This window comes from Caldimonas mangrovi, from assembly GCF_023721835.1.
Lineage (GTDB): Bacteria > Pseudomonadota > Gammaproteobacteria > Burkholderiales > Burkholderiaceae_C > Caldimonas > Caldimonas mangrovi.
Genome location: NZ_JAMKFE010000002.1, coordinates 456,012 through 474,978, shown reverse-complemented (window position 1 = coordinate 474,978; position 18,967 = coordinate 456,012). Strand labels below are relative to the sequence as shown.

General features: G+C 68.4%; 18 protein-coding genes. 10 read left to right on the top strand and 8 right to left on the bottom strand.

Annotated elements, in window-relative coordinates; translation table 11 throughout:
• The first annotated feature begins 2 nt into the window (after positions 1-2).
• The gene (locus M8A51_RS04780) at positions 3-2,222 is read left to right on the top strand and encodes a xanthine dehydrogenase family protein molybdopterin-binding subunit (RefSeq protein ID WP_251776975.1); all 2,220 of its coding nucleotides are present in this window, start codon (positions 3-5) and stop codon (positions 2,220-2,222) included.
• Here M8A51_RS04780 and M8A51_RS04775 read toward each other — a convergent pair.
• The 5 genes from M8A51_RS04775 to M8A51_RS04755 form a co-directional block, all read right to left on the bottom strand.
• Positions 2,200-3,006: an FkbM family methyltransferase gene (locus tag M8A51_RS04775; RefSeq protein WP_251776974.1), complete on the bottom strand. Its 807-nt coding sequence runs from the start codon at positions 3,004-3,006 to the stop codon at positions 2,200-2,202. The two genes, M8A51_RS04780 and M8A51_RS04775, sit on opposite strands and share 23 nt — an antisense overlap.
• Before the next feature lie 161 nt (positions 3,007-3,167).
• Positions 3,168-3,629: a hypothetical protein gene (locus tag M8A51_RS04770; RefSeq protein WP_251776973.1), complete on the bottom strand. Its 462-nt coding sequence runs from the start codon at positions 3,627-3,629 to the stop codon at positions 3,168-3,170.
• A 173-nt stretch (positions 3,630-3,802) separates the two neighbouring features.
• Complete coding sequence (locus M8A51_RS04765) at positions 3,803-5,974, bottom strand: xanthine dehydrogenase family protein molybdopterin-binding subunit (protein ID WP_251776972.1); 2,172 nt, start codon at positions 5,972-5,974, stop codon at positions 3,803-3,805.
• A 10-nt stretch (positions 5,975-5,984) separates the two neighbouring features.
• Positions 5,985-6,443, bottom strand: a complete 459-nt coding sequence (locus tag M8A51_RS04760) for a (2Fe-2S)-binding protein (protein ID WP_251776971.1) — start codon at positions 6,441-6,443, stop codon at positions 5,985-5,987.
• Positions 6,444-6,485: 42 nt separating this feature from the next.
• Positions 6,486-6,992: a DoxX family protein gene (locus M8A51_RS04755; protein ID WP_251776970.1), complete on the bottom strand. Its 507-nt coding sequence runs from the start codon at positions 6,990-6,992 to the stop codon at positions 6,486-6,488.
• Between the two features lie 142 nt (positions 6,993-7,134).
• Between M8A51_RS04755 and M8A51_RS04750 the strand changes: the two genes are divergently transcribed.
• The gene (locus tag M8A51_RS04750; protein WP_251776969.1) at positions 7,135-8,043 is read left to right on the top strand and encodes a LysR family transcriptional regulator; all 909 of its coding nucleotides are present in this window, start codon (positions 7,135-7,137) and stop codon (positions 8,041-8,043) included.
• Between the two features lie 116 nt (positions 8,044-8,159).
• Entirely contained in the window at positions 8,160-8,837 is a 678-nt protein-coding gene (locus tag M8A51_RS04745; RefSeq protein ID WP_251776968.1) for a class I SAM-dependent methyltransferase, read from the top strand.
• On the opposite strand, the gene M8A51_RS04740 is transcribed toward M8A51_RS04745, so the two are convergent.
• Positions 8,737-9,711: a LysR substrate-binding domain-containing protein gene (locus M8A51_RS04740; protein ID WP_251776967.1), complete on the bottom strand. Its 975-nt coding sequence runs from the start codon at positions 9,709-9,711 to the stop codon at positions 8,737-8,739. The two genes, M8A51_RS04745 and M8A51_RS04740, sit on opposite strands and share 101 nt — an antisense overlap.
• 107 nt (positions 9,712-9,818) lie before the next feature.
• On the opposite strand from M8A51_RS04740, the gene phnC reads away from it, so the two are divergent.
• The 6 genes from phnC to M8A51_RS26220 all read left to right on the top strand — a co-directional run bounded on the left by phnC (position 9,819) and on the right by M8A51_RS26220 (position 13,960).
• Positions 9,819-10,631 carry a phosphonate ABC transporter ATP-binding protein gene (gene phnC, locus M8A51_RS04735; RefSeq protein WP_259371840.1) on the top strand — a complete coding sequence of 271 codons (813 nt, stop codon included), beginning with the start codon at positions 9,819-9,821 and terminating at the stop codon, positions 10,629-10,631.
• 41 nt (positions 10,632-10,672) lie between these two features.
• Positions 10,673-11,539, top strand: coding sequence for a phosphate/phosphite/phosphonate ABC transporter substrate-binding protein (gene phnD, locus M8A51_RS04730; RefSeq protein ID WP_251776966.1), 867 nt, complete (start codon positions 10,673-10,675; stop codon positions 11,537-11,539).
• On the top strand, positions 11,539-12,348 hold the full coding sequence (gene phnE, locus M8A51_RS04725) for a phosphonate ABC transporter, permease protein PhnE (protein WP_259371839.1): 810 nt from the start codon (positions 11,539-11,541) through the stop codon (positions 12,346-12,348). The genes phnD and phnE overlap by 1 nt, the downstream gene beginning before the upstream one ends.
• Positions 12,349-12,355: 7 nt before the next feature.
• Positions 12,356-13,348 (top strand): NAD(P)-dependent oxidoreductase, encoded by a 993-nt coding sequence (locus tag M8A51_RS04720; protein WP_251776965.1) that lies wholly within the window; start codon positions 12,356-12,358, stop codon positions 13,346-13,348.
• A 118-nt stretch (positions 13,349-13,466) separates the two neighbouring features.
• A complete protein-coding gene (locus M8A51_RS04715; RefSeq protein ID WP_251776964.1) occupies positions 13,467-13,760 on the top strand; it encodes a PsiF family protein in 294 nt (97 codons plus the stop codon).
• A gap of 71 nt (positions 13,761-13,831) precedes the next feature.
• Positions 13,832-13,960 carry a hypothetical protein gene (locus tag M8A51_RS26220; RefSeq protein ID WP_259371838.1) on the top strand — a complete coding sequence of 43 codons (129 nt, stop codon included), beginning with the start codon at positions 13,832-13,834 and terminating at the stop codon, positions 13,958-13,960.
• A 63-nt stretch (positions 13,961-14,023) separates the two neighbouring features.
• On the opposite strand, the gene M8A51_RS04710 is transcribed toward M8A51_RS26220, so the two are convergent.
• A complete protein-coding gene (locus M8A51_RS04710; RefSeq protein ID WP_251776963.1) occupies positions 14,024-14,782 on the bottom strand; it encodes a hypothetical protein in 759 nt (252 codons plus the stop codon).
• Positions 14,783-15,073: 291 nt separating this feature from the next.
• On the opposite strand from M8A51_RS04710, the gene M8A51_RS04705 reads away from it, so the two are divergent.
• Positions 15,074-17,335, top strand: coding sequence for a hybrid sensor histidine kinase/response regulator (locus M8A51_RS04705; protein ID WP_251776962.1), 2,262 nt, complete (start codon positions 15,074-15,076; stop codon positions 17,333-17,335).
• A 52-nt stretch (positions 17,336-17,387) separates the two neighbouring features.
• Here the strand turns inward: M8A51_RS04705 and M8A51_RS04700 are convergent, their stop codons facing one another.
• Complete coding sequence (locus M8A51_RS04700) at positions 17,388-18,866, bottom strand: eCIS core domain-containing protein (RefSeq protein ID WP_251776961.1); 1,479 nt, start codon at positions 18,864-18,866, stop codon at positions 17,388-17,390.
• Between the last annotated feature and the right edge of the window lie 101 nt (positions 18,867-18,967).

Genomic DNA, 18,967 nt, shown 5'->3' with positions numbered 1-18,967 from the left:
GCATGAACCGCAGATCCTTCCTGCTCAGCTCCGCCGCCGGGGCCGGCGGCCTGGCGCTGGGCTACCAGGCCTGGACGCACTACACCGCCGCCGAAGCCCGTGCCGCCGCGGGGCCGGGCCAGAGCGTGCTGGCCGGCTGGGTCAAGATCGGCACCGACGACAGTGTCACCGTGCTGGTGCCGCACTGCGACATGGGTCAGGGCACGCACACGGCGCTCGCGATGATGCTCGCCGACGAGCTGGATGCCGATTGGGATCATGTCCGCACCGAACGGGCGCCCGCGGACAAGGCGTTCGCCAACCGCTTTCTCGCTGAAGGCTGGGTGTTGCGCAACCGCCGGCTGCCGGCCTTCACCGACGGCGTCGTCGACACAGGCTTTGGCCTGGCCGCGCGCATCGTCAACCTGCAGATCACCGGCGGCTCGACCGCGGTGCGCTTCACCGGGCAGGTCGGCATGCGCGTCGTCGGCGCTGCGGCGCGCAGCATGCTGCTGCAGGCGGCTGCGCGCGAATGGAAGGTGCCGGTGCGCGAGCTGCAAGCCGCAAGCGGTGTCGTGAGCCATGCCACCAGCGGCCGCAGCGCGCGCTACGGCGAGCTGGCCGCCGCCGCCAGCGAGCTGAACGTGCCGGCCAGCCCGCGCTTGAAGAACGCCGCCGAATTCCGCCTGATCGGACGGGCCGTGCCACGGCTGGACATCCCCGACAAGACCACCGGCCGCACCCGCTACGGCATCGACGTGCGTCTGCCAGGCATGCGCTACGCCACCGTCCGGGCCGCGCCGGTGCACGGCGGCAGATTGGCGTCGGTCAACCCTGCCGCAGCACTGGCACAGCCCGGCGTAGAGCGCGTGATTCCGCTCGACGATGCGGTGCTCGTCGTGGCGCGCGACTACCCGTCGGCCCGGCTGGGGCTGGCGGCGCTGCAGCCCGCGTTCACCGACGGCGGCCACGGCGGCGTCACGCACGAGCGACTGTTCGAGTGGCAGCAGCGCGCACTCGCCGAGGGGCCGAGCCGATCGCTGGTCGCCATCGGCGACGCCGAAGACCTGTTGTGGGAGACCCCGCGCGAACGGGTCATCGAACGCCGCTACCGGGTGCCGATGCTCCACCACGCGGCCATGGAGCCGATCAACGCCACCGGCCAGTTCAAGGACGGCCGGCTCACGGTGTGGGCCGGCGAGCAGGACGCCCTGTCCACCCGTGCCGAGCTGGCGAAGCTTTCGGGCTTGCCCGCGGCCATGGTCGAGTTCGTGCCGTTTCCGATCGGCGGCTCCTACGGGCGCCGCTTGCCGAAGAGTTCGCACCATCTCGTCCAGGTGGTCCGCGCGGCGATGGAGATGTCGCCGCACCCGGTCAAGCTGATCTGGAGCCGCGAGGAAGACTTCGCCCAGGGCAGCTATCGGCCCGCCACGTCGACGCTGATGCGCGCGACGCTGAGCGCCGACGGCAAGCCGCAGGCCTGGTGGCAGCGCTTCGTCGAAGGCGTGACATCGCCGTCCGAGGGCTACCACCTGCCGTACGGGATCCCTCACCAGGCCGTCCACGCGGTCGAGGCGCCGGGCCACGTGCGGCGCGGCTCATGGCGCAGCGTCAACCACACGCAGCACGGCTTCTACACCGAGTCTTTCATCGACGAACTGGCCCACGCCGCCGGGCGCGACCCCTACGAGTACCGGCGTGACCTGCTGCCCACCGGCTCGCGCCACCGCCGTGTGCTCGAGACGGCCGCCGAGCGGGCCGGCTGGGGCGGTGCACTGCCGCCTGGCCGCGGGCGCGGCATCGCGCTGGTGGAGTCCTTTGGCTCGATCGCGGCACATGTCATCGAGGCGTCGGTCGACGCAGACGGCACGACTCGTGTACACCGCGTGGTGGCGGTGATCGACTGCGGCGGCCTCTGCCACCCCGACACCGCAGCGCAGCAGGTCGAAGGCGCCGTGCTGATGGGCCTGAGCGCCGCGCTGGCCGAACAGATCACGCTCGATGGCGGGGCGGTCGTGCAGCGTGGCTTCCAGGACTACCCGCTGATGACGATGGCACGCACGCCCGTGATCGAGGTGCACTTCCTCGCCAGCGATGCCCCGTGGGGTGGGCTGGGCGAGCCGGGGGTGCCGCCGGTGGCACCCGCTCTGTGCAATGCGCTGTTCGCCGCCACAGGGCAGCGCGTGCGCGAACTGCCGGTGGCGCGGACACTGCGGCCGGTCAGTGTGGTCGCCGCGCGATGAAGCGCTCCATGGCCTCGATCTCGTGCCCGCGTTCGACCGGCACGAAGATGAAGTTGTTGACGTAGTGCCCGGCAGACCGGCCGGGCACCGGCCGCCTGTCGGGTGGCTGCAGCTCGCCGATCGAGCCGGTGCGGTAGTTCTCGATGCGTGCGTCGCGCAGGTAGCAGCAGAAGTAGCCCTGCGACACGAGACTGCCGATGATGTCTTCCGACCGGCCCGCGTGGTGGCGCTCCTCGATCTCGACGATCAGCGTCGGCCGCTCGCGCGCCAGGGTCTCGCGCGCGCCGGCGATCACCGCCGCCTCGTGCCCTTCGACGTCGATCTTGACGACGTCGACGTCCAGCAGCGCCAGGCTGTCCAGGCGCGCCAGCCGCACCTCGTGCACGGCTTCACCGTCGACGCCGATGTTCGCGCCGCGCTCCAGCGAGGCACGCGTGGTGACGGCGCGGCCGCCGTAGATGGGCACCGCAAACCGTCCATGGCCCTCGCGGTCGGACAGCGCCAGCTCGTGCACCACCACGTTCGGCGGCGCTGCCCGCCGCAGCGCTGCTGCGAGCGAGGCGATCGGCTCGAACGCGTGCACCTCGGCAAACGCCCGCGCCGCCTGGCCGCACCAACTGCCCATGTTGGCGCCGACGTCGAGAAACACGCCGCCGCGAGCCAGCGCCGGCAGCAATTGCAGTTCCGCGTCAGGGGCTCCACGCAGGGCCCGCCGCACCTGCCACTCGGCCACCACCGACGCCGGCAGCATGGCTTTCGCGATCTCTTTCAACGCTCGGTTCATCGAGACTCCCGTGGCCTGGCATGCAGTGCAATGCCGTGTGGGAGGCGCAGCAGCGGCAGCGCCACCGCAGGGACGGTAGCGCGACGCGAAGGGAAACACTGATGCGAAGTGTTGCCTGGGTGAATGTCCCGCGGAGGGCGGGACGCCGCTGCAGCGAGCGGTCAGTGCTGCACGGCGGACACCGGGGCGCGGATGATCAGAAAGGCCTCCGCCACGAGCTGATGGCAAGCACTCAGCGTGCCATAAGTGGTTTCGGCATCGAACGGCTCCATGTCGTGGCTGCCTTCGAACTTGAAGAAACACTCCTCGATCATGCCGACCACCGCACGCGCCTCCTGCAGCCTCGATGCCAGGCCGGTCGCCGGCGCTTCCGGCACGTCGAGCAGCGCGCAGCATTCTTCCAGCAGCGTGCGCACGCGCAGCAGCACCAGCGCCATGCCGCTGCGCCACTCCTCGCGGCTGCCGTCGAGCTGGCCGTACTGGAACAGCAGCACGTTCAGGATGCCGCGCACCTGCAGCAGGCGCGAGTCGAGTTCGCCGACATGCTCGTCGCTCCAGGGCTGGCGGCTCAGGGCGCGCACGCGGGCCAACGCGGCAGTTTCGGCATGCAGGGGCTCGGACATGGACAGGACCTTTCGTCGACGGGCACGCGCGGCCGAGGCGCCGCGGTGCTCCTGCCCTTGTATCGGCTCTGCGTGACGTCGTTGTAGTGCTGTTACGTAACGAACGTGCCAGGGGTGCACGATTTCTCGCACTGCCGAGGGCGACACCGCCTCGATGCGGCGTCGTCGCAACGTCACGCACCTGGAGATCGAACCCGCGAGGCCGACAGCGGCAGCCGCGTCACACGCTCGCCGGTGAGCTGGAACAAGGCATTGGTGACGGCCGGAAGCAGCGGCGGCAGGGCCGGTTCGCCGATGCCGCCCGGCGGCCCGTCGCCAGGGACGATGTGCACGTCGATGCGAGGCGCCTCGGTCATCCGCAGCACAGGGTAGTCGTGAAAGTTCGATGACTGGGGCACCCCGCGGTCGATCACCACCTCGCCATACAGCAAGGCCGACAGGCCGTAGAGGATGGAGCTTTCCATCTGGGCAACCACCTGCTGTGGATTGATCGCGGTGCCGCAGTCGACGGCGCAGGTCACCCGCTCCACCACCGGGCGACCTTCGGCCAGGCGCACCCGTGCCACTTCGGCCACGATCGAGCCGAAGATCTCGACCATCGCGATGCCCAGCGCAGTGCCGGGCGGCAGCGCCTGCCCCCAGCCAGCCTGCTCGGCCGCCAGCTCGAGCACCCGGCGGTGCCGGGGCCGGTCCGCCAGCATGGCGCGGCGGAACGCGTACGGGTCCTGCCCTGCCAGCTGGGCCGCTTCGTCGATGACCGTCTCGACCGGCAGGCAGTTCTGCGAACCACCCGGCGTGCGCCAGAACCAGATCGGCACGCCCGTGTCGTGTTCCACCCACTCCACCCGCACATGCGGGATCGCATAGGCAGGCTGCAGACATTCGGTGGCGTAGTTGTCCACACCGTTGGCCTTGCGCAGGAAACCGAATCCGGTCCACTTCGAGATGGCGGGCACGGCCGTGCGCGCGGTGAAGCTCACCAGCTTCTGGTCGCGGTCCAGGACGGCGCGCACACGGATGCGGTTGTAGGGGCGGTAGTGGGCCGCCTTCATGTCGTCTTCGCGCGTGTAGACCAGCTTCACCGGCACGCCGGCCGCCTTGGCGATTTCCGCGGCCGGCGCGACGAAGTCGAGCGTGCCGCGCCGACCGAACCCACCGCCGAGGAAGGTGGTGTGCACCTCGACCCGGCCAGGCGGCAAACCGGCGATCTGCGCAACCGTGCGCTGCACCGTGGACGGGTTCTGCGTGCCGACCCACACCTGCGCATGGCCGGCGTCCAGTTGCACGGTGCAGTTCAAGGGCTCCATGCACGCATGCGCGAGAAACGGCTGCTCGAACTCGCGCGCGATGATCCGCACACCGCTGCCTTCGGGGGGCACGCCATGCTCGTGGTCCAGCAGGCCGGGACGGTCGAGCGCTTCGGCGTAGCTCGCCTGCAGCGCCTGGGCCGTCAGGTCGGCCAGCGGCCCGTCGGCCCACTCCACCTCGAGCCGCCGACGCCCTTCGAGCGCGGCCCAGGTGTGATCCGCCACCACCGCAACGCCCGCGGTGACGGGCAGCACCTGCCGCACGCCGGGGACGGCCAGGGCGGCCTGCGCATCGAAGCGCACCAGCCGGCCGCCCAGGTTGGGCGGAAAGGCGATCACCGCGGTTTTCAATCCGGGCAGCGTCACGTCCAGCCCGAATCTCGCCGTGCCGTCGACTTTTGCGGCCGTGTCGACGCGCGGCACCGGACGCCCGATCAGCGTGTAGCGGTCGCGCGTCTTCAGCTTCGGCTCCGGAGGCGGCTGCAACGCCGCTGCCGCCTCGGCCATCTCGCCATAGCCGGCTCGGTGACCGCCCGGTGCGGTCAGTTCGCCGGCACGCGCCTGCACCAGAGAAACATCGACCTGCCACGCACGGGCCGCGGCTTCGACCAGCATGGCCCGGGCCGTCGCGCCGGACAACCGCAGTCGCATCCAGTTGGCGCGGATCGACGTCGACCCGCCGGTGTTCATCATTTGCGCGTTCGGGTTGGCGTAGTCGAGATGCACAGGGGCTTGCTCGACGCGCACGCGCTGCCAGTCGGCATCGAGTTCGTCGGCGACGATCTGCGCGAAGCCAGTGAGCACGCCCTGCCCCATCTCTGCCTTGCCGCAACGCACCGTCACCGTGCCGTCTCTTGCGATGCGCACGTAGGCCGTGGGCGCGAATTCGTCTGCGGCCAGGCCCTGCTGATAGTGCGCAGCCTGCCCTGCCCATGCGGAAGCCGGAATCCCGTAGCCGACCATCAGGCCGCCGCCCAGTGCGGCGCCAGCACGCAGGAAGTCGCGCCGCGACACCGGGGAACCTGTGTTGCCGTTCATCGGTGGCTCCCTATGCGTCGCTGCCCGCAGCCGAACGAATCGCGGCCTTGATGCGGTGGTAGGTGCCGCAACGGCACACATTGCCGGCCATCGCGGCGTGGATCTCGGCCTCGCTCGGCTTCGGGGTGCCGTGCAACAAGGCCACCGCCGACATGATCTGGCCGGACTGGCAGTAGCCGCACTGCGGCACGTCGTGCTCGATCCACGCGGCTTGCACCTTCTGCCCGACCGGCGTCATGCCGATGCCCTCGATCGTCGTCACGCGGCGGCCTTCGACGCTCGACAGGGGGGTCTGGCACGAGCGCACCGGCTCGCCGTCGAGATGCACGGTGCAGGCACCGCACAGGGCCATGCCGCAGCCGAACTTGGTGCCCGTCAGGCCCGCGAGGTCGCGCAGCGCCCACAGCAAGGGCATGTCGGCAGGCGCATCGAGTGTCGTGGCCTGTCCGTTCAATCGGAACGTCGTCATGGCTGGAACTCCTTTTCGATCTAAAACGCGCGGGGGCCGCACTCAGACTTCGACACCGATCAGCCGGTCGGCCGAATAGCGGCCCGAGCCCTTGAACGACACGAAGACCGCGAGGAACAGCATCAGCACCGGGAACTCGATGCCACGGTCGATCCAGACCCAGGTCGGGCCGAGGAGATAGCAGATGACGAGCATTTGCACGGCGATCATCGGCGCAATGACGCGTGTCCCCAGCCCCAGCGCGAGCAGCGCGCCGCCGAGGCCTTCCAGCAGGGCGACGAACATCGCGAACACCTCGGGCGCCGGCAGTTTCAGCACGTTCGCGATCAGGGCCGTCGAGGCCGCCATCGGGTCGGCCATCGAGCCATGCGACGTGCGCAGCAGCTTGGGCACGCCATGACTGAGCATCACGATGCCGAAGCAGGCCCGCAGCATGGCGTAGCCGACCGGCTCGCCCCACTCGTAGAAGCGGCGCAAGGCCGGAAACGCCAGCCGGGCGGTGCTTCGGTCGGGGCCGGCAGCGGTTGCGAGCGGGGGGGAGATGGTCATCGCGAACTCCTCGGGTGATGCGGCAAGCGCCGAACGGATGGAGGAGATTCTGTGCAGTCGCGCCTGCCCAATAAATGGGCAAGAATGAACAGAACAATCCACCGCCGGTCAACAATCCGGGGTTTGCACTCTCACCGTTCATATGGACCGACTGGACACCCTGCGGCTCTTCACTCGCATCGTCGAGCTCGGCAGCTTCATCAAGGCCGCTGTCGCACTCGACGTCCCTCGCGCGACGGCGACGAAGTCGATCAAGGAACTGGAGGACCGCCTCGGCGCGCGCCTGCTGGAGCGCACGACCCGGCAGGTGAAGCCGACGCTGGACGGCCAGGCCTTCTACGAACGCTGCACGCGCATCCTCGCCGACCTGGAGGATGCCGAGTCCTCGCTGAGCACCGCCAAGGCCGATCCCCACGGCACGCTGCGGCTCGACTTGCACGGCACGCATGCCGTGCGCATCATCCTGCCCCGCATCCCCGAGTTCCGCCGCCGCTACCCGCGCATCGAGCTCAAGGTCAGCAGCGGCGACCGGCTGGTCGATCTGGTGCGCGAAGGCGTGGACTGCGTCGTGCGCGCCGGCCGCCCGCGCGACTCGTCCCTGGTGATGCGCAGGCTCGCCTCGATGCCGGAGATCGTCTGTGCCAGCCCCGCCTACCTGAAGGAATTCGGCACGCCACAGCACCCGGACGAGCTGACCGCGCACCAGGCGGTCGGCTTCTTTTCGAGCCAGCAGGACATCCAGTACCCGTTCACCTTCTTGCAGGACGGAAACATCGTCGAGTACAAGGTCGGCGGCTGGATCTCGGTCAACGACGCCGAGTGCTACACGACCGCAGCCTTGCAGGGGTGCGGCCTGGTGCAGGTGCCCCGTTTCCGGATCGAAGATCACCTCCAGGCCGGCCGCCTGGTGCAGGTGCTGGCCGACTGGCCCTGTCCCGACCTGCCGCTGTCGGTGATGTACCCCTACCACCGCCAGTTGTCGCCGCGGGTCAAGGCGTTCGTCGAGTGGGTGGCCGCGCTCTACCTCGAACGGTTCGGGCCGGCGTCCTGACAGCGGCTGCGGGCCGTAACGCCTCAACGGCCAGGGAACGTCGGTTGCTGAAGAGGCTGGACGGCCCTCGCTTCGGGCCGACCAGCCCACCCGCTCACCGACAAGGACGTTTCCGCATGGCTCACCGAGCGAACCTCGCCACTCGCAACCTGCCGTCTGCGCGCCCCTCGCACTCGCCGACACAGGTCACGTTGGACAGTGTCCGGCGCACCTACGGCCGCTACGCCCCCTGGTACGACTGGATCTTCGGCGCCGTTCTGGAGCCCGGCCGACGCCGTCTCACACGGGCCGTCTGCGAATTGCAGCCTCACCGCATCCTCGAAGTCGGCGTCGGCACCGGCCTGACGCTGGCACGCTACCCCGCGTCGGCCCGCGTCACCGGGATCGACGTATCGCAAGAGATGTTGGCCCGGGCGCAACAACGCGCCGCGCGACTGCCCGGGCGCAAGATAGCGCTCCATGCGATGGACGCGGAACAAATGGGGTTCGCCGACAACAGCTTCGACTGCGTGGTGCTGCCGTACGTGCTGTCGGTTACGCCGCACCCGGCACAGCTCGTCGCCGAGTTGCGCCGGGTGTGCCGGCCGGGCGGCGCGATCCTGATCCTCAATCACTTCAGCGGCAGCCGCTTCTGGTGGTGGCTGGAGCGCTGCGTCACATCGATCGCCGACCGCGTCGGATTTCGCTCCGACTTCAGCTTCGAGGACCACGTGCTGGCTTACGACTGGGAGGTGCAGTCGGTGCGCCCGGTGAATTTGCTCGGTCTGTCGAAGCTGGTGATGCTGCGCAACTGAGCCCCTCGCGCTCGGCCTGCACCGCCTGCAGGAAGCGCGCGATCAGCGAGGCCTGCAGCCGCTCGCGCAGGCAGATCACATGGACGTGGGTGGCGAGATCCTCGCGCACCGGTATGGCCACGACCCGCTCGTCCGGCGCATGTGCGGTCGACGCCACGACGCCGAGCCCGAGGCCTTGCGCCACCGCCTCCTTCACGCCCTCGCGGCTGCCCATCACCAGCGAGCAGCGCACTTTCACACCGGCCGCGGCCAGACCGGTCTCGAACACCGCGCGCGTGCCCGAGCCATGTTCGCGCAACACGAACTCCAAGCCTTCGAGATCGGTCAGCGCGACCTGCTCGCGCGACGCGATGGGATGCGTGCGGGGCGCCAGCACCACCAGAGGCTGGCGTCGGTACGGCAGGCAATGCACGTGTGCGTCGTCCACGGCATGCAGCAGCACGCCGACATCCTGCTGCTGGTCTCGCACGCCTTGCACGACGGCGCGCGAGTCGCCCATGCTGACGCTCACCTGCACCCGGGGGTAGGCCGCCCGGAAACGCCGGATCACCGGTGTCACGTTGTACGGCCCGATGGCGCCGATGCGCAGGTGCCCCTGGTACTGGCTGCGGGCACTGAGCAGCAGTTGCTCGGCCTGCTCCTCGGCCCGCGTGATCCGGTGGGTGGCTTCATGCAGCAGCGCCCCCAGCTCGGTCAGCACGACCCCACGGCCGCGCCGGTGGAACAGCTCCACGCCGAAGCGCTGCTCCAGGCTGGCCACGTGCGCCGAAATGGTCGGCTGGCTGACGCCCAGCAGCCGCGCCGCGGCGGACATGCTGCCGGCACGCGCGGCGGCGTCGAAAGCTTTCAGCTCGGCGGAGGAAGAGGTACCCATAGAACAGGCCTATACCTTATTCGGTACATGCGACGGTTTTGATGACACGCCTGTCACACACGGCTTCGACACTGGCCGGCATTGAAGTGGTTTTCCAAGGACGCCGCATGACCGCCAGCCTGAGATTCCTTGCCGACGCCGCGCCCGCAGCACCTGCGGTCCCCGCAGCGCGCACCGGCACGGCGTTGCGCACCGCCGCTGTCGAGGTGCGCTACCCCAACGGCACACAGGCGTTGCAAGCCACCTCGCTGGTCTTCGAGCCGGGCCGCTTCACGGTGCTGCTCGGTGCCTCGGGCGCCGGCAAGTCGACGCTGCTGCGCTGCCTGAACGGGCTGGTGCGGCCCACGGCCGGCACCGTGAGCGTCGACGGCATCGGCGAGCTGCGCAGTGCGGCCGCCCTGCAACAGCACCGGCGCAGCACCGGCATGGTGTTCCAGCAGCACCACCTGATCGGGCGGCTTTCGGTGCTCAGCAACGTCTTGATGGGCCGGCTCGGCTACCACTCGTCGTGGGCCACGCTGCGTCCCTGGTCGCGCAGCGAAAAGGAATCGGCGCTGGCCGCCATCGAACGGGTCGGGCTGCTCGATCGCGCGCTGGATCGCGCCGACGAACTTTCCGGCGGCCAGCAGCAGCGTGTCGGCGTGGCGCGCGCCCTGGTGCAGCAACCGCGCGTGCTGCTGGCCGACGAGCCGGTGGCCAGCCTCGACCCCGCCACGGCCGAGCATTTGCTGAGCCTGATGCAGCGCATCTGCCGCAGCGACGGCCTGACCGCGGTGGTCAGCCTGCACCAGGTGGAGCTGGCGCGCCGGCATGCCGACCGCATCGTCGGGCTCAAGGGCGGCGCGGTCGTCTTCGACGGCGCGCCGTCCGCACTGGGCTCGCAGGCCGTGCTCGAACTCTACGGCCCGGCCGGCACCTGAGCCGGCCTTTTCACGTTCCTCGTCGTTCAACGGAGTCCCATATGAACCGTCGCCACCTGCTCGCCGCCTCGATCGCGCTGGCCGCGCTGTCGCCTCTCGTGCATGCGCAAAACGCCAACCCGGCACGCCTGCGGGTCGCGCTGCTGCCGGACGAGAACGCAGCCACGCTGATCCAGAATGCGCAGCCGCTGAAGGCGCATCTCGAGAAAGCGCTGAACAAGGACATCGAGATCATCGTCACCACGGACTATTCGTCGATGATCGAGGCGATGCGCTTCGGCCGCATCGAGGTTGCCTACTTCGGCCCCTTTTCGTACGTGCTCGCAAAGTCACGCGCGCCCGGTATCGAGCCCTTCGCCGTCGGCGTCGAGAAGGGCTCGCCCACGTACCAATCGGTGCTGATCGCCACGGCCGGCGGCCCCGTTGCCAAGCTCGCGGACGTGCGCGGCAAACCCTTCGGATTCGGCGACCAGGCCTCCACCTCCAGCCACCTGGCACCCCGTGCGCACCTGCTGAAGAAGGCCGGCCTGTCGGGCGATGCCGACTACAAGCCGGTGCACCTGGGCACGCACGACGCGGTGGCACGCGCGGTGCAGGCTGGCCAGGTACCGGCGGGCGCCTTGTCCAAGGTGATCCTCGACAGCCTCGTCAAGCGCGGCATGATCGACGCCGGCAAGATCGTGCAGCTCGACCTGTCGGCCCCGATCCCGAACTACCCGCTGGTGATGCAAGGCTCGCTGGCACCCGAGCTGAAGACTTCGCTGCGCAACGCCTTCCTCGGCTTGAAGGACCAGGAGGTGTTGAAGTCCTTCCGCGTCGAAGGCTTCCTGCCCACCGACGACAGCGCTTACGACGTCTTGCGCGATACCGCCACCGTGCTGAAGCTCGATCTGGCTCGGATGAAGTGATGACGATAGCCACCGTCTCGCCCTACGCGGCGATCCTGACCTCTGCCCGGGAGCGCGCCGCCCGGCAGTGGCGCCTGGCCCTCGGCGTCGCCGCGGTGTGCATGGTGTCGCTGGCCATCGCCGGCTTCTTCGATGCAGCACGCTTTGTCGAGGGCGCGCCCGCCATCGCGCAGCTCGCCTCCGAGATGGTGCCGCCCGACTTCACGCGCTGGCAGCACTGGATGAAACCGCTGCTCGACACAATGGCGATGTCGGTCGCCGGCACCGCGCTGGCAGTCGTGCTGTCGCTGCCGCTGGCGCTGCTGGCCGCGCCCAACACCACGCCCCACCCGGTGCTGTATCGTGCGACGCGCACGCTGCTGGCGGCACTGCGCTCGGTGCCCGAAATCATCCTCGGCATCCTGTTCGTCGCCGCCGTCGGCTTCGGCGCGCTGCCCGGCGTGCTGGCGCTGGCCTTCCACTCGGTCGGCATGGTGGCGAAGTTCTATGCCGAAGCCATCGAGCACGTCGACCCCAGGCCGCTGGAGGCAGCGCACGCGGCCGGTGCCAGCCGCTTCCAGGTGATCACGCATGCCGTGCTGCCGCAGGTGCTGCCGCAACTGGCCGACATCACGGTCTATCGATGGGAATACCACTTCCGGGCGTCTGCGGTGCTCGGCATCGTCGGCGCCGGCGGCATCGGCTTCGAGTTGATGGCGGCGCTGCGCCTGATCAAGTACGACGAGGTCAGCGCCATTTTGCTGACCATCCTCGCCTGCGTCGTTGTCGTCGACGCGATCGGTGCAATGCTGCGCCGCAAACTGAAGTAGGAAACCGATGAATCACCCGCCCCGTATCGTCGTCACGAACCGCATCCACGACGAGGTGCGCGCGCGGCTCGAAGCGCTGGGCAGTGTCGAGATGAATACCGGACTCGAACCGTGGTCCGCTGGGGAACTGGCCGTGAGGCTGCGCGGCGCGAGCGCGATGATGGGATTCATGACCGACCGTGTCGACGATGCACTGCTGGCCGAAGCTGCCGACCTGCGCATCGTCGCCTGCGCGCTGAAAGGCTATGACGCCTACGACGTCGACGCCTGCAGCCGCCGCGGCGTCTGGCTCAGCATCGTGCCCGACCTTCTGACCGAGCCGACCGCCGAGCTGGCGCTGGGCTTGGCGATCGGCTTGGGCCGGCATCTGCGAGCCGGCGACGAGTACGTGCGCCGGACCCACTACGCCGGCTGGCGCGCGCACCTGTACGGCACCGGCCTGCACGGCGCAACGGTGGCGATGGTGGGGCTGGGCCGGGTGGGTGCGGCGATCGTCGAGCGCCTGCGCGGCTTCGGGTGCACGCGCATCCTCGGCGTGGACCCGCAGGTGCGCCACCCGGCCGCACAGCCGGCGGCGCTGCACGAAGCCATGGCCGTTGCGCAGCTCGTGTTCCTGGCCGTGCCGCTGCGGCCCGATACACACCACCTTGTCGATGCCGAGCGTCTGGCCCGTGCCGCTGCCGGGCAGCAGCTCGTCAACGTCGGCCGCGGCTCGGTGGTCGATGAGCAGGCCGTTGCGGCAGCGTTGCATTCGGGCCGGCTCGGGGGTTACGCGGCCGACGTGTTCGGCTGCGAGGACTGGGGGCTGCCCGAGCGACCCGCGCGCATCCCGACCGCGCTGCTGGACGCGCCGAACACGTTGTTCACGCCGCATCTTGGTTCGGCGGTGCACGGTGTGCGACTCGCGATCGAGCATCGGGCGGCGGACAACATCGTCGCCGCACTGACGGGCGGTGTCCCGGCCGATGCGCTCAATCACCCGGAATCCGCTCTCGCCTGAAACCGCTCGCACGCGTCTTGCGCTCTTGTATCGGCGGCGCGACACTGCCCTGCCGCCGCCATGCACGCGGGTGTCGTGCCGGCATAGCATGCCGACTCTCCACTTCCGGAACGCGCAAATGAAACCGTGCATGCTTCTGGCCGCCGTCGGCCTGTCCGTGACGTCCACGCTGGCCGGGGCCCAGGCTCAACCGCCCGAGCCGACCAGGCAGCAGAGCAAGATGGCCGAATGCAATCAGGCCGCCGGCGAAATGAAGGGCGACGAGCGCAAGGCCTTCATGAAAGACTGCCTGACCGACAAGCAAAAGGCGCAGCAGAACAAGATGAAGAGCTGCAACGCCGAGGCCAAGGACCTGAAAGGCGACGAGCGCAAGCAGTTCATGAGCCAGTGCCTGAAGAAGACCCCGGGCTGACGGGCACCGCACAAACGCCAGAATCGCACCGGTACTGGCCGGTTTGCGACCGCACCAGCAGCAGCCCTCGCGTGCCGGCTCGGTGGCAGCTCGAGCCGGGCTGGCGGCGCCTGCTGGCCTGCCAGGACCCGGCCGTCAACAACCGCACCCCGGTGTCGCAGCTCGCCCTGGGCCCCAAGGAAGGGCTGGTGCGCCGGTGACGCCCTGCCCGGGGGCTCGCGGCTGCCGGACGCAGCCGTTCTCGAACCGCAGCGCTCCCACGCTCAATCGGCGTACGGCTGCACCGACAGCGTGTCGGGGTACAGCATCGCACGCGCCAGCTCCTCAACCGCAAAGGCGTCGGCCTCGACCGGCTGTTTCCGGTAGCCTTCGGGGTCGCCCGACGGATCGGACGTGCGGGAGTAGTCGTCCGCCCATTCCTTCGCCTGCCAGAAACTGGGAAAGGAGTTCGGACGCCGCAGCACGCGCCACTGGAGGTAGTGCCGGCTTTCATGAACCACCGTGCACACCAGCTCCACCACGGCCTGCTCGGGCCGCAGATGCATCGGCTCGATCAACCGTTCTTCCACCTTCAGCAAGCGCTCGTTCGCGACGTACACGCCGTAGACCGTGGCGCGACCGTTCGGCGGCAACCGCTCGAAGCTCATGGCCGAAGGCGCCATGCCGAAAGCCGCTGCATAGATGCGATGCACTTCCCGCAGCGCCGCGATGCGCTGCTCCCGATTCAGCGTCACCCACACTTCGCGTCTGATCTCTTTCATGTCGCGCAGCGCCCGCAATGCCAGCCGGGTCCGCTGGGTCTGTATGCGCCTGCGATAGTCCGCGATCAGCGCCTCGGACGCGGGAGTGCCCTGACCGGCACTCAGCAAGCCCACCAGCGTCTGCGTATGCGCGTATACCTCTGCCCGCTCAGAACACAAGGTGCCGGGCGCAGGAGAAGCGGTGCGGGCGGTCGTTCCATCGTTGACCGCCTGGATGGATTTCAGACTGCAGAGCGGCCCAGGTGCTTCACCGGCTGCCATATCGACTCCTGAAGGTGCTTGCTCGGCCCCCACGAGCCGAGCCTGTGCTCGCAGCGCTGCTTCGTGGGGCCGACCTTAGAAAAAATGGAAACCACTTCCATTCGACCCGCGCGCCAGTGGAAATGGAAAACGGCAGGCTATCCGAGATCGCCGGCCGGATCTGTCCCTTCATCGAGGGACAACCAGCGACGCGGGATGCGTTGCAACGACGCGCAACGAAAAGCCGACACCGGGCTGAGTTTGAGCAAGAATGGCTCCGATCGACGTGATCGGCACTCATGAGAGGCCTGCATGGAGTCCCCGAGGGCCTGGCAAGGCAGCCGGTGGATACGCTGGATTGGCGTCGCACTGGCCGTATTGCTGGTCTCCGGTGCGCTACTCGCCTCTGTGATGCTCGAACGGGTGGCTCGTCGCGCCTGGCAGATGCAGGCCGACAACCTGGCGGTCGTCATCGCTTCACACGCCTCAGAAGTGCTCACCTCCACGGGCATTTTGCTGAGCGGCATCGGCAGCAACCTGCAGGAGCTGAGCGCAGGAGACCCCGCGCAGTTTTCCGCCCACGCGTCCACGCACGAGATGCACCGGGTGCTTCGACGACGCACAGCCTCGCTGCACATGCTGGAAGTGGTGGCGATCGTCTCCGCCGAAGGGCGGTTGCTCAACGACTCGCGGTCGTACCCCACCCCGCCGATCTCTGTCGAGTTCGACCGCGATTTCGAGTACCTGAAAAACCACCCGCAGGAATCGCGATTCCTGAGCGCACCGCAGAGGGGCCGTGGCGGTAAGTGGACGTTCTACCTGAGCGACCGCGTTGCCTCGAAAAATGACCTCTTTCTCGGGGTCGTGACGGCCGGGATCTCCTGCCTCTCTCTCCAGCGCTTCTTTGATGCGGTGCGCCTGCAAGGCGAGCGCCTCGAGCCCGGTCAGGCGGCGATCACGTTGATGCGCGACGACTTGACCATCCTGGCTCGGGCACCCGCCGGCGACGACGGCGTCGGCAAGCAATTCGATCCATCCGGCCCCCTGCCAGCGGTGCAGCAACGAGACACGGTCATCGGCCTGTCCAAGCTCGCGGCATGGGAGACCCGCGCCGGATCAGAAACCAGCACCCTGCGGGCTGTCCATCATCTCGACGGGCATGCCGCGCTGGTGATGGTGGCGGTGAGCGATTCGCTGTTTCTGGCCGACTGGAGAAAACAGGCCTGGGGGCTTGCCGGCCTGACGATCGCGGGTCTCGTACTGCTGATGGTGACCTTCGGGGCGCTCGAACGATTGCTGCGTCAGCGCGAAGGCGAGTATGCAAGGACCGACCGTTTGCGCATGGCTGCCGAGGCGGCCAACCAGGCGAAGACCCGGTTCCTCGCGACGATGAGCCACGAGATCCGCACGCCGATGAACGGCGTGCTCGGAACGGTCGAACTCATATCGCACAGCGACTCGCAGGACGAGAGGAACCGTCACCTGGCGACATTGTCCCGATCGGCCCGGCACATGATGAGCCTCATCGACGACATCCTGCAGTTGTCGCAACTGGAGGCCCAGGCCGTCCCCGTGCGCCGCGAGCCGTTCGACGCTGCAGCCATTGCGCGGGAAGTGCACCGCATGTTCCGCGACACCGCCCATACGAAGGGTCTGTCGCTAGAGCTGCAGGTAACGCCCACCGATCGGCCTCTTCTGATGGGCGACGCCGAGCACGTCGGCTTGATCCTTGCGCATTTGGTCAGCAACGCGATCAAGTTCACGCACTCCGGTGGCGTCTGGATAGACCTCGACGTCTCGCCCGTCCAACACACCCAGACGTGCCACCGCCTGTACGTTCAGGTGCGCGATACGGGAATGGGCATCGACGAGGCGGCCCGGTTGGTGATCTTCGGCGTTTTCGCACAGGCCGACGACTCGGCCCAAAGAACGGCAGGCGGTACCGGCCTCGGTCTTCCCATCTGCCGACGCCTGGCAGAACTTGCAGGAGGCAGCCTGAATTTCAGCAGTGCGCCTGGCGTCGGGTCCGTCTTCTCACTGACGCTGGAGCTCGAGGCCGCGACGCATGTGCCGGCAGGTCATCGCGACATGCCGGGCCTGGCGGGTCGATTCGCCCACAGCGGCGCGGCCCCGCTGCCGGAGTTCCCGCCAACGCCGAGCGCTGCAGCCCGCGAGAGCCACGTGCTGATCGTGGAAGACAACCCCGTCAATGCCATGGTGACCCGGGCACAACTCGAAAGTCTCGGGTGTTCGTGTGCGGTGGCGCCAGACGGCGAAACGGCTTTGCAAGAACTCTCGACCCGTTCGTTCGATCTGGTTCTGCTCGATTGCATGCTGCCCAAGATGTCAGGCTACGAAGTGGCCAGGACATGGAGAAGCGTCGAGTTGAAACGCCAGTCGCCCCGGACACCGATGGTGGCGCTGACCGCCGATGTTTCGGACAGCAACCAGATCGAGTGCCGCAATGCGGGCATGGACGCCTTTCTGACCAAACCCTGCAGCAGAGCGACGCTTGCGACCCTCATGGACCGATTTGCCGACGGCACGCGGACGCAGGATCATCGAGACGGCTAGTGGGCTGTCCCGGTTCGAGCGCTGCGATGGGCAAGAGCGGGGAGCACCGCCGTCATAGCTTGGCTGTCAGCGAGCCACCGGTGTTCGGGGGAATGTCAGCGGGATAGGTGAAGGGCACGAACGGCACGCCCCAGTTGGCCGCCATGTCCATCACTTCATGGAAACGGTGCACCCAGGTCGACGAGGTCGGGTAGCACTGGTTCCAGAACGCGAAGATGGCCCAGGCCAGCGCCTCGTACTCCTGCGGCGTGGCACCGGCCCATTCGGCCATCCGCATCAGGCGCCCGGTGGTGAACGACGGCCCGGCCCAGATCGGAATGCCCTGCACCCTTGCCGCCATGACGTAGCCGCTGTTCTCCTTCAGCGTGTAGCGGTCCGGCTCGTCGGCCTGGGCCTTGTAGCGGAAATCGGCGGTGCCCTGGATGACGCGGCGGCTGTACTCGGGCTTGCCGAATTCGTTGATGCGGAAGTAGGTGCCGCTGCTCTTCTCCGGCGGCACTTCCACCGCTGACGGGCTGTTCTTCTTGAGGAATTCGGTGATGTCGTGCAAGGTGACGACGCGGTCTTCGAAGTAGTAGGCGTCGGGCTGCTTCAGCACCCGGGCGATGTTGGCACCGGCCTTCTTGTAAAGGGGCTGATAGGGCAGCTTGAGCTGCGCCTTCTCGTCGAGCAGCGGCGCCAGCACCTGCGGCGCGGCCGGGCCGGAGACCTTCATGCGCACCTTGTCGAGCAGCGACGCCAGATGGCTGCCGATGTAGCGCGACTGCACCGTGGCCCGCGCCAGGCGGGTTTCGCTTTCGTCCAGGGCTTCGCGCGCAAGAAACTCGCCCATCACCGCGCGCGCCATATTGGTGTAGTCGCCGAACTCGAGGATGTGGCGCTGCTGGCCGAGCTCCCTGCGGATGCGCCACGCCGTCGGGTCGTCGCCGCCGTGCGCACTGATCCATTCCCTGAGGATGGGGATGATCTCCCGCTTCAGGTGCAGGAAGAAGTTGTGAAACCCGCCCGACACATGGTCGCGAATATCGCGGTAAGCAGCTTCCGCGTCGTGGTACGTGCGCACCTTCCCGTCGGCCCCGCGGAACTTCAGCGTCGCTTGCAGGACATGCCACCGGTAGCCCTGAGACGCGGGGGCCACCGAAGGCGTGACTGCCCCCAGAGAACCTGCCGCCGCCAGCACGCCCATGTGATCGGCTTCGGCCTCCAGCCGGGCATCGACGAGCAGGTGCACGGGTGCGCCGACCGCACCGCCCGGCACGCGCCCTTGCTGCTGCTGGCGCACATGCGCCAGTTCATGGCCGATCAACTGGCGCCCGGCTGCAGTGTCCGGCTCGAAGGCGCGAGGCGCGAAGTACAGGTCGCTGCCATGATTGAAAGCCGGCACGCCGAGCGCTGTCGCCTGCGTGCCGACATGCACCCGGACCGCTTCGAAGTTCACGCCGAACAGGCTTTCCATCGGACGACGCAGACGATCCGGCAGCGGAAAGCCGCGATCGGCAGCGCCGAACGACAAGTCGGGCAAGGCTTGCATGCAGAAGCTCCAGGTGGCTCGAGAAGAGGACCGGGCGCCACAGCAGGCCCGCCCCGTGTCTGTGCGCCATTGTGCGGGCCTCACCGGCAGGAGCCATCCCA

Coding starts and splice junctions, on each gene's coding strand:
- M8A51_RS04780 (WP_251776975.1), top strand. CDS start 3: ATGAACCGCAGATCCTTCCTGCTCAGCTCCGCCGCCGGGGCCGGCGGC.
- M8A51_RS04775 (WP_251776974.1), bottom strand. CDS start 3,006: ATGAACCGAGCGTTGAAAGAGATCGCGAAAGCCATGCTGCCGGCGTCG.
- M8A51_RS04770 (WP_251776973.1), bottom strand. CDS start 3,629: ATGTCCGAGCCCCTGCATGCCGAAACTGCCGCGTTGGCCCGCGTGCGC.
- M8A51_RS04765 (WP_251776972.1), bottom strand. CDS start 5,974: ATGAACGGCAACACAGGTTCCCCGGTGTCGCGGCGCGACTTCCTGCGT.
- M8A51_RS04760 (WP_251776971.1), bottom strand. CDS start 6,443: ATGACGACGTTCCGATTGAACGGACAGGCCACGACACTCGATGCGCCT.
- M8A51_RS04755 (WP_251776970.1), bottom strand. CDS start 6,992: ATGACCATCTCCCCCCCGCTCGCAACCGCTGCCGGCCCCGACCGAAGC.
- M8A51_RS04750 (WP_251776969.1), top strand. CDS start 7,135: ATGGACCGACTGGACACCCTGCGGCTCTTCACTCGCATCGTCGAGCTC.
- M8A51_RS04745 (WP_251776968.1), top strand. CDS start 8,160: ATGGCTCACCGAGCGAACCTCGCCACTCGCAACCTGCCGTCTGCGCGC.
- M8A51_RS04740 (WP_251776967.1), bottom strand. CDS start 9,711: ATGGGTACCTCTTCCTCCGCCGAGCTGAAAGCTTTCGACGCCGCCGCG.
- phnC (WP_259371840.1), top strand. CDS start 9,819: ATGACCGCCAGCCTGAGATTCCTTGCCGACGCCGCGCCCGCAGCACCT.
- phnD (WP_251776966.1), top strand. CDS start 10,673: ATGAACCGTCGCCACCTGCTCGCCGCCTCGATCGCGCTGGCCGCGCTG.
- phnE (WP_259371839.1), top strand. CDS start 11,539: ATGACGATAGCCACCGTCTCGCCCTACGCGGCGATCCTGACCTCTGCC.
- M8A51_RS04720 (WP_251776965.1), top strand. CDS start 12,356: ATGAATCACCCGCCCCGTATCGTCGTCACGAACCGCATCCACGACGAG.
- M8A51_RS04715 (WP_251776964.1), top strand. CDS start 13,467: ATGAAACCGTGCATGCTTCTGGCCGCCGTCGGCCTGTCCGTGACGTCC.
- M8A51_RS04710 (WP_251776963.1), bottom strand. CDS start 14,782: ATGGCAGCCGGTGAAGCACCTGGGCCGCTCTGCAGTCTGAAATCCATC.
- M8A51_RS04705 (WP_251776962.1), top strand. CDS start 15,074: ATGGAGTCCCCGAGGGCCTGGCAAGGCAGCCGGTGGATACGCTGGATT.
- M8A51_RS04700 (WP_251776961.1), bottom strand. CDS start 18,866: ATGCAAGCCTTGCCCGACTTGTCGTTCGGCGCTGCCGATCGCGGCTTT.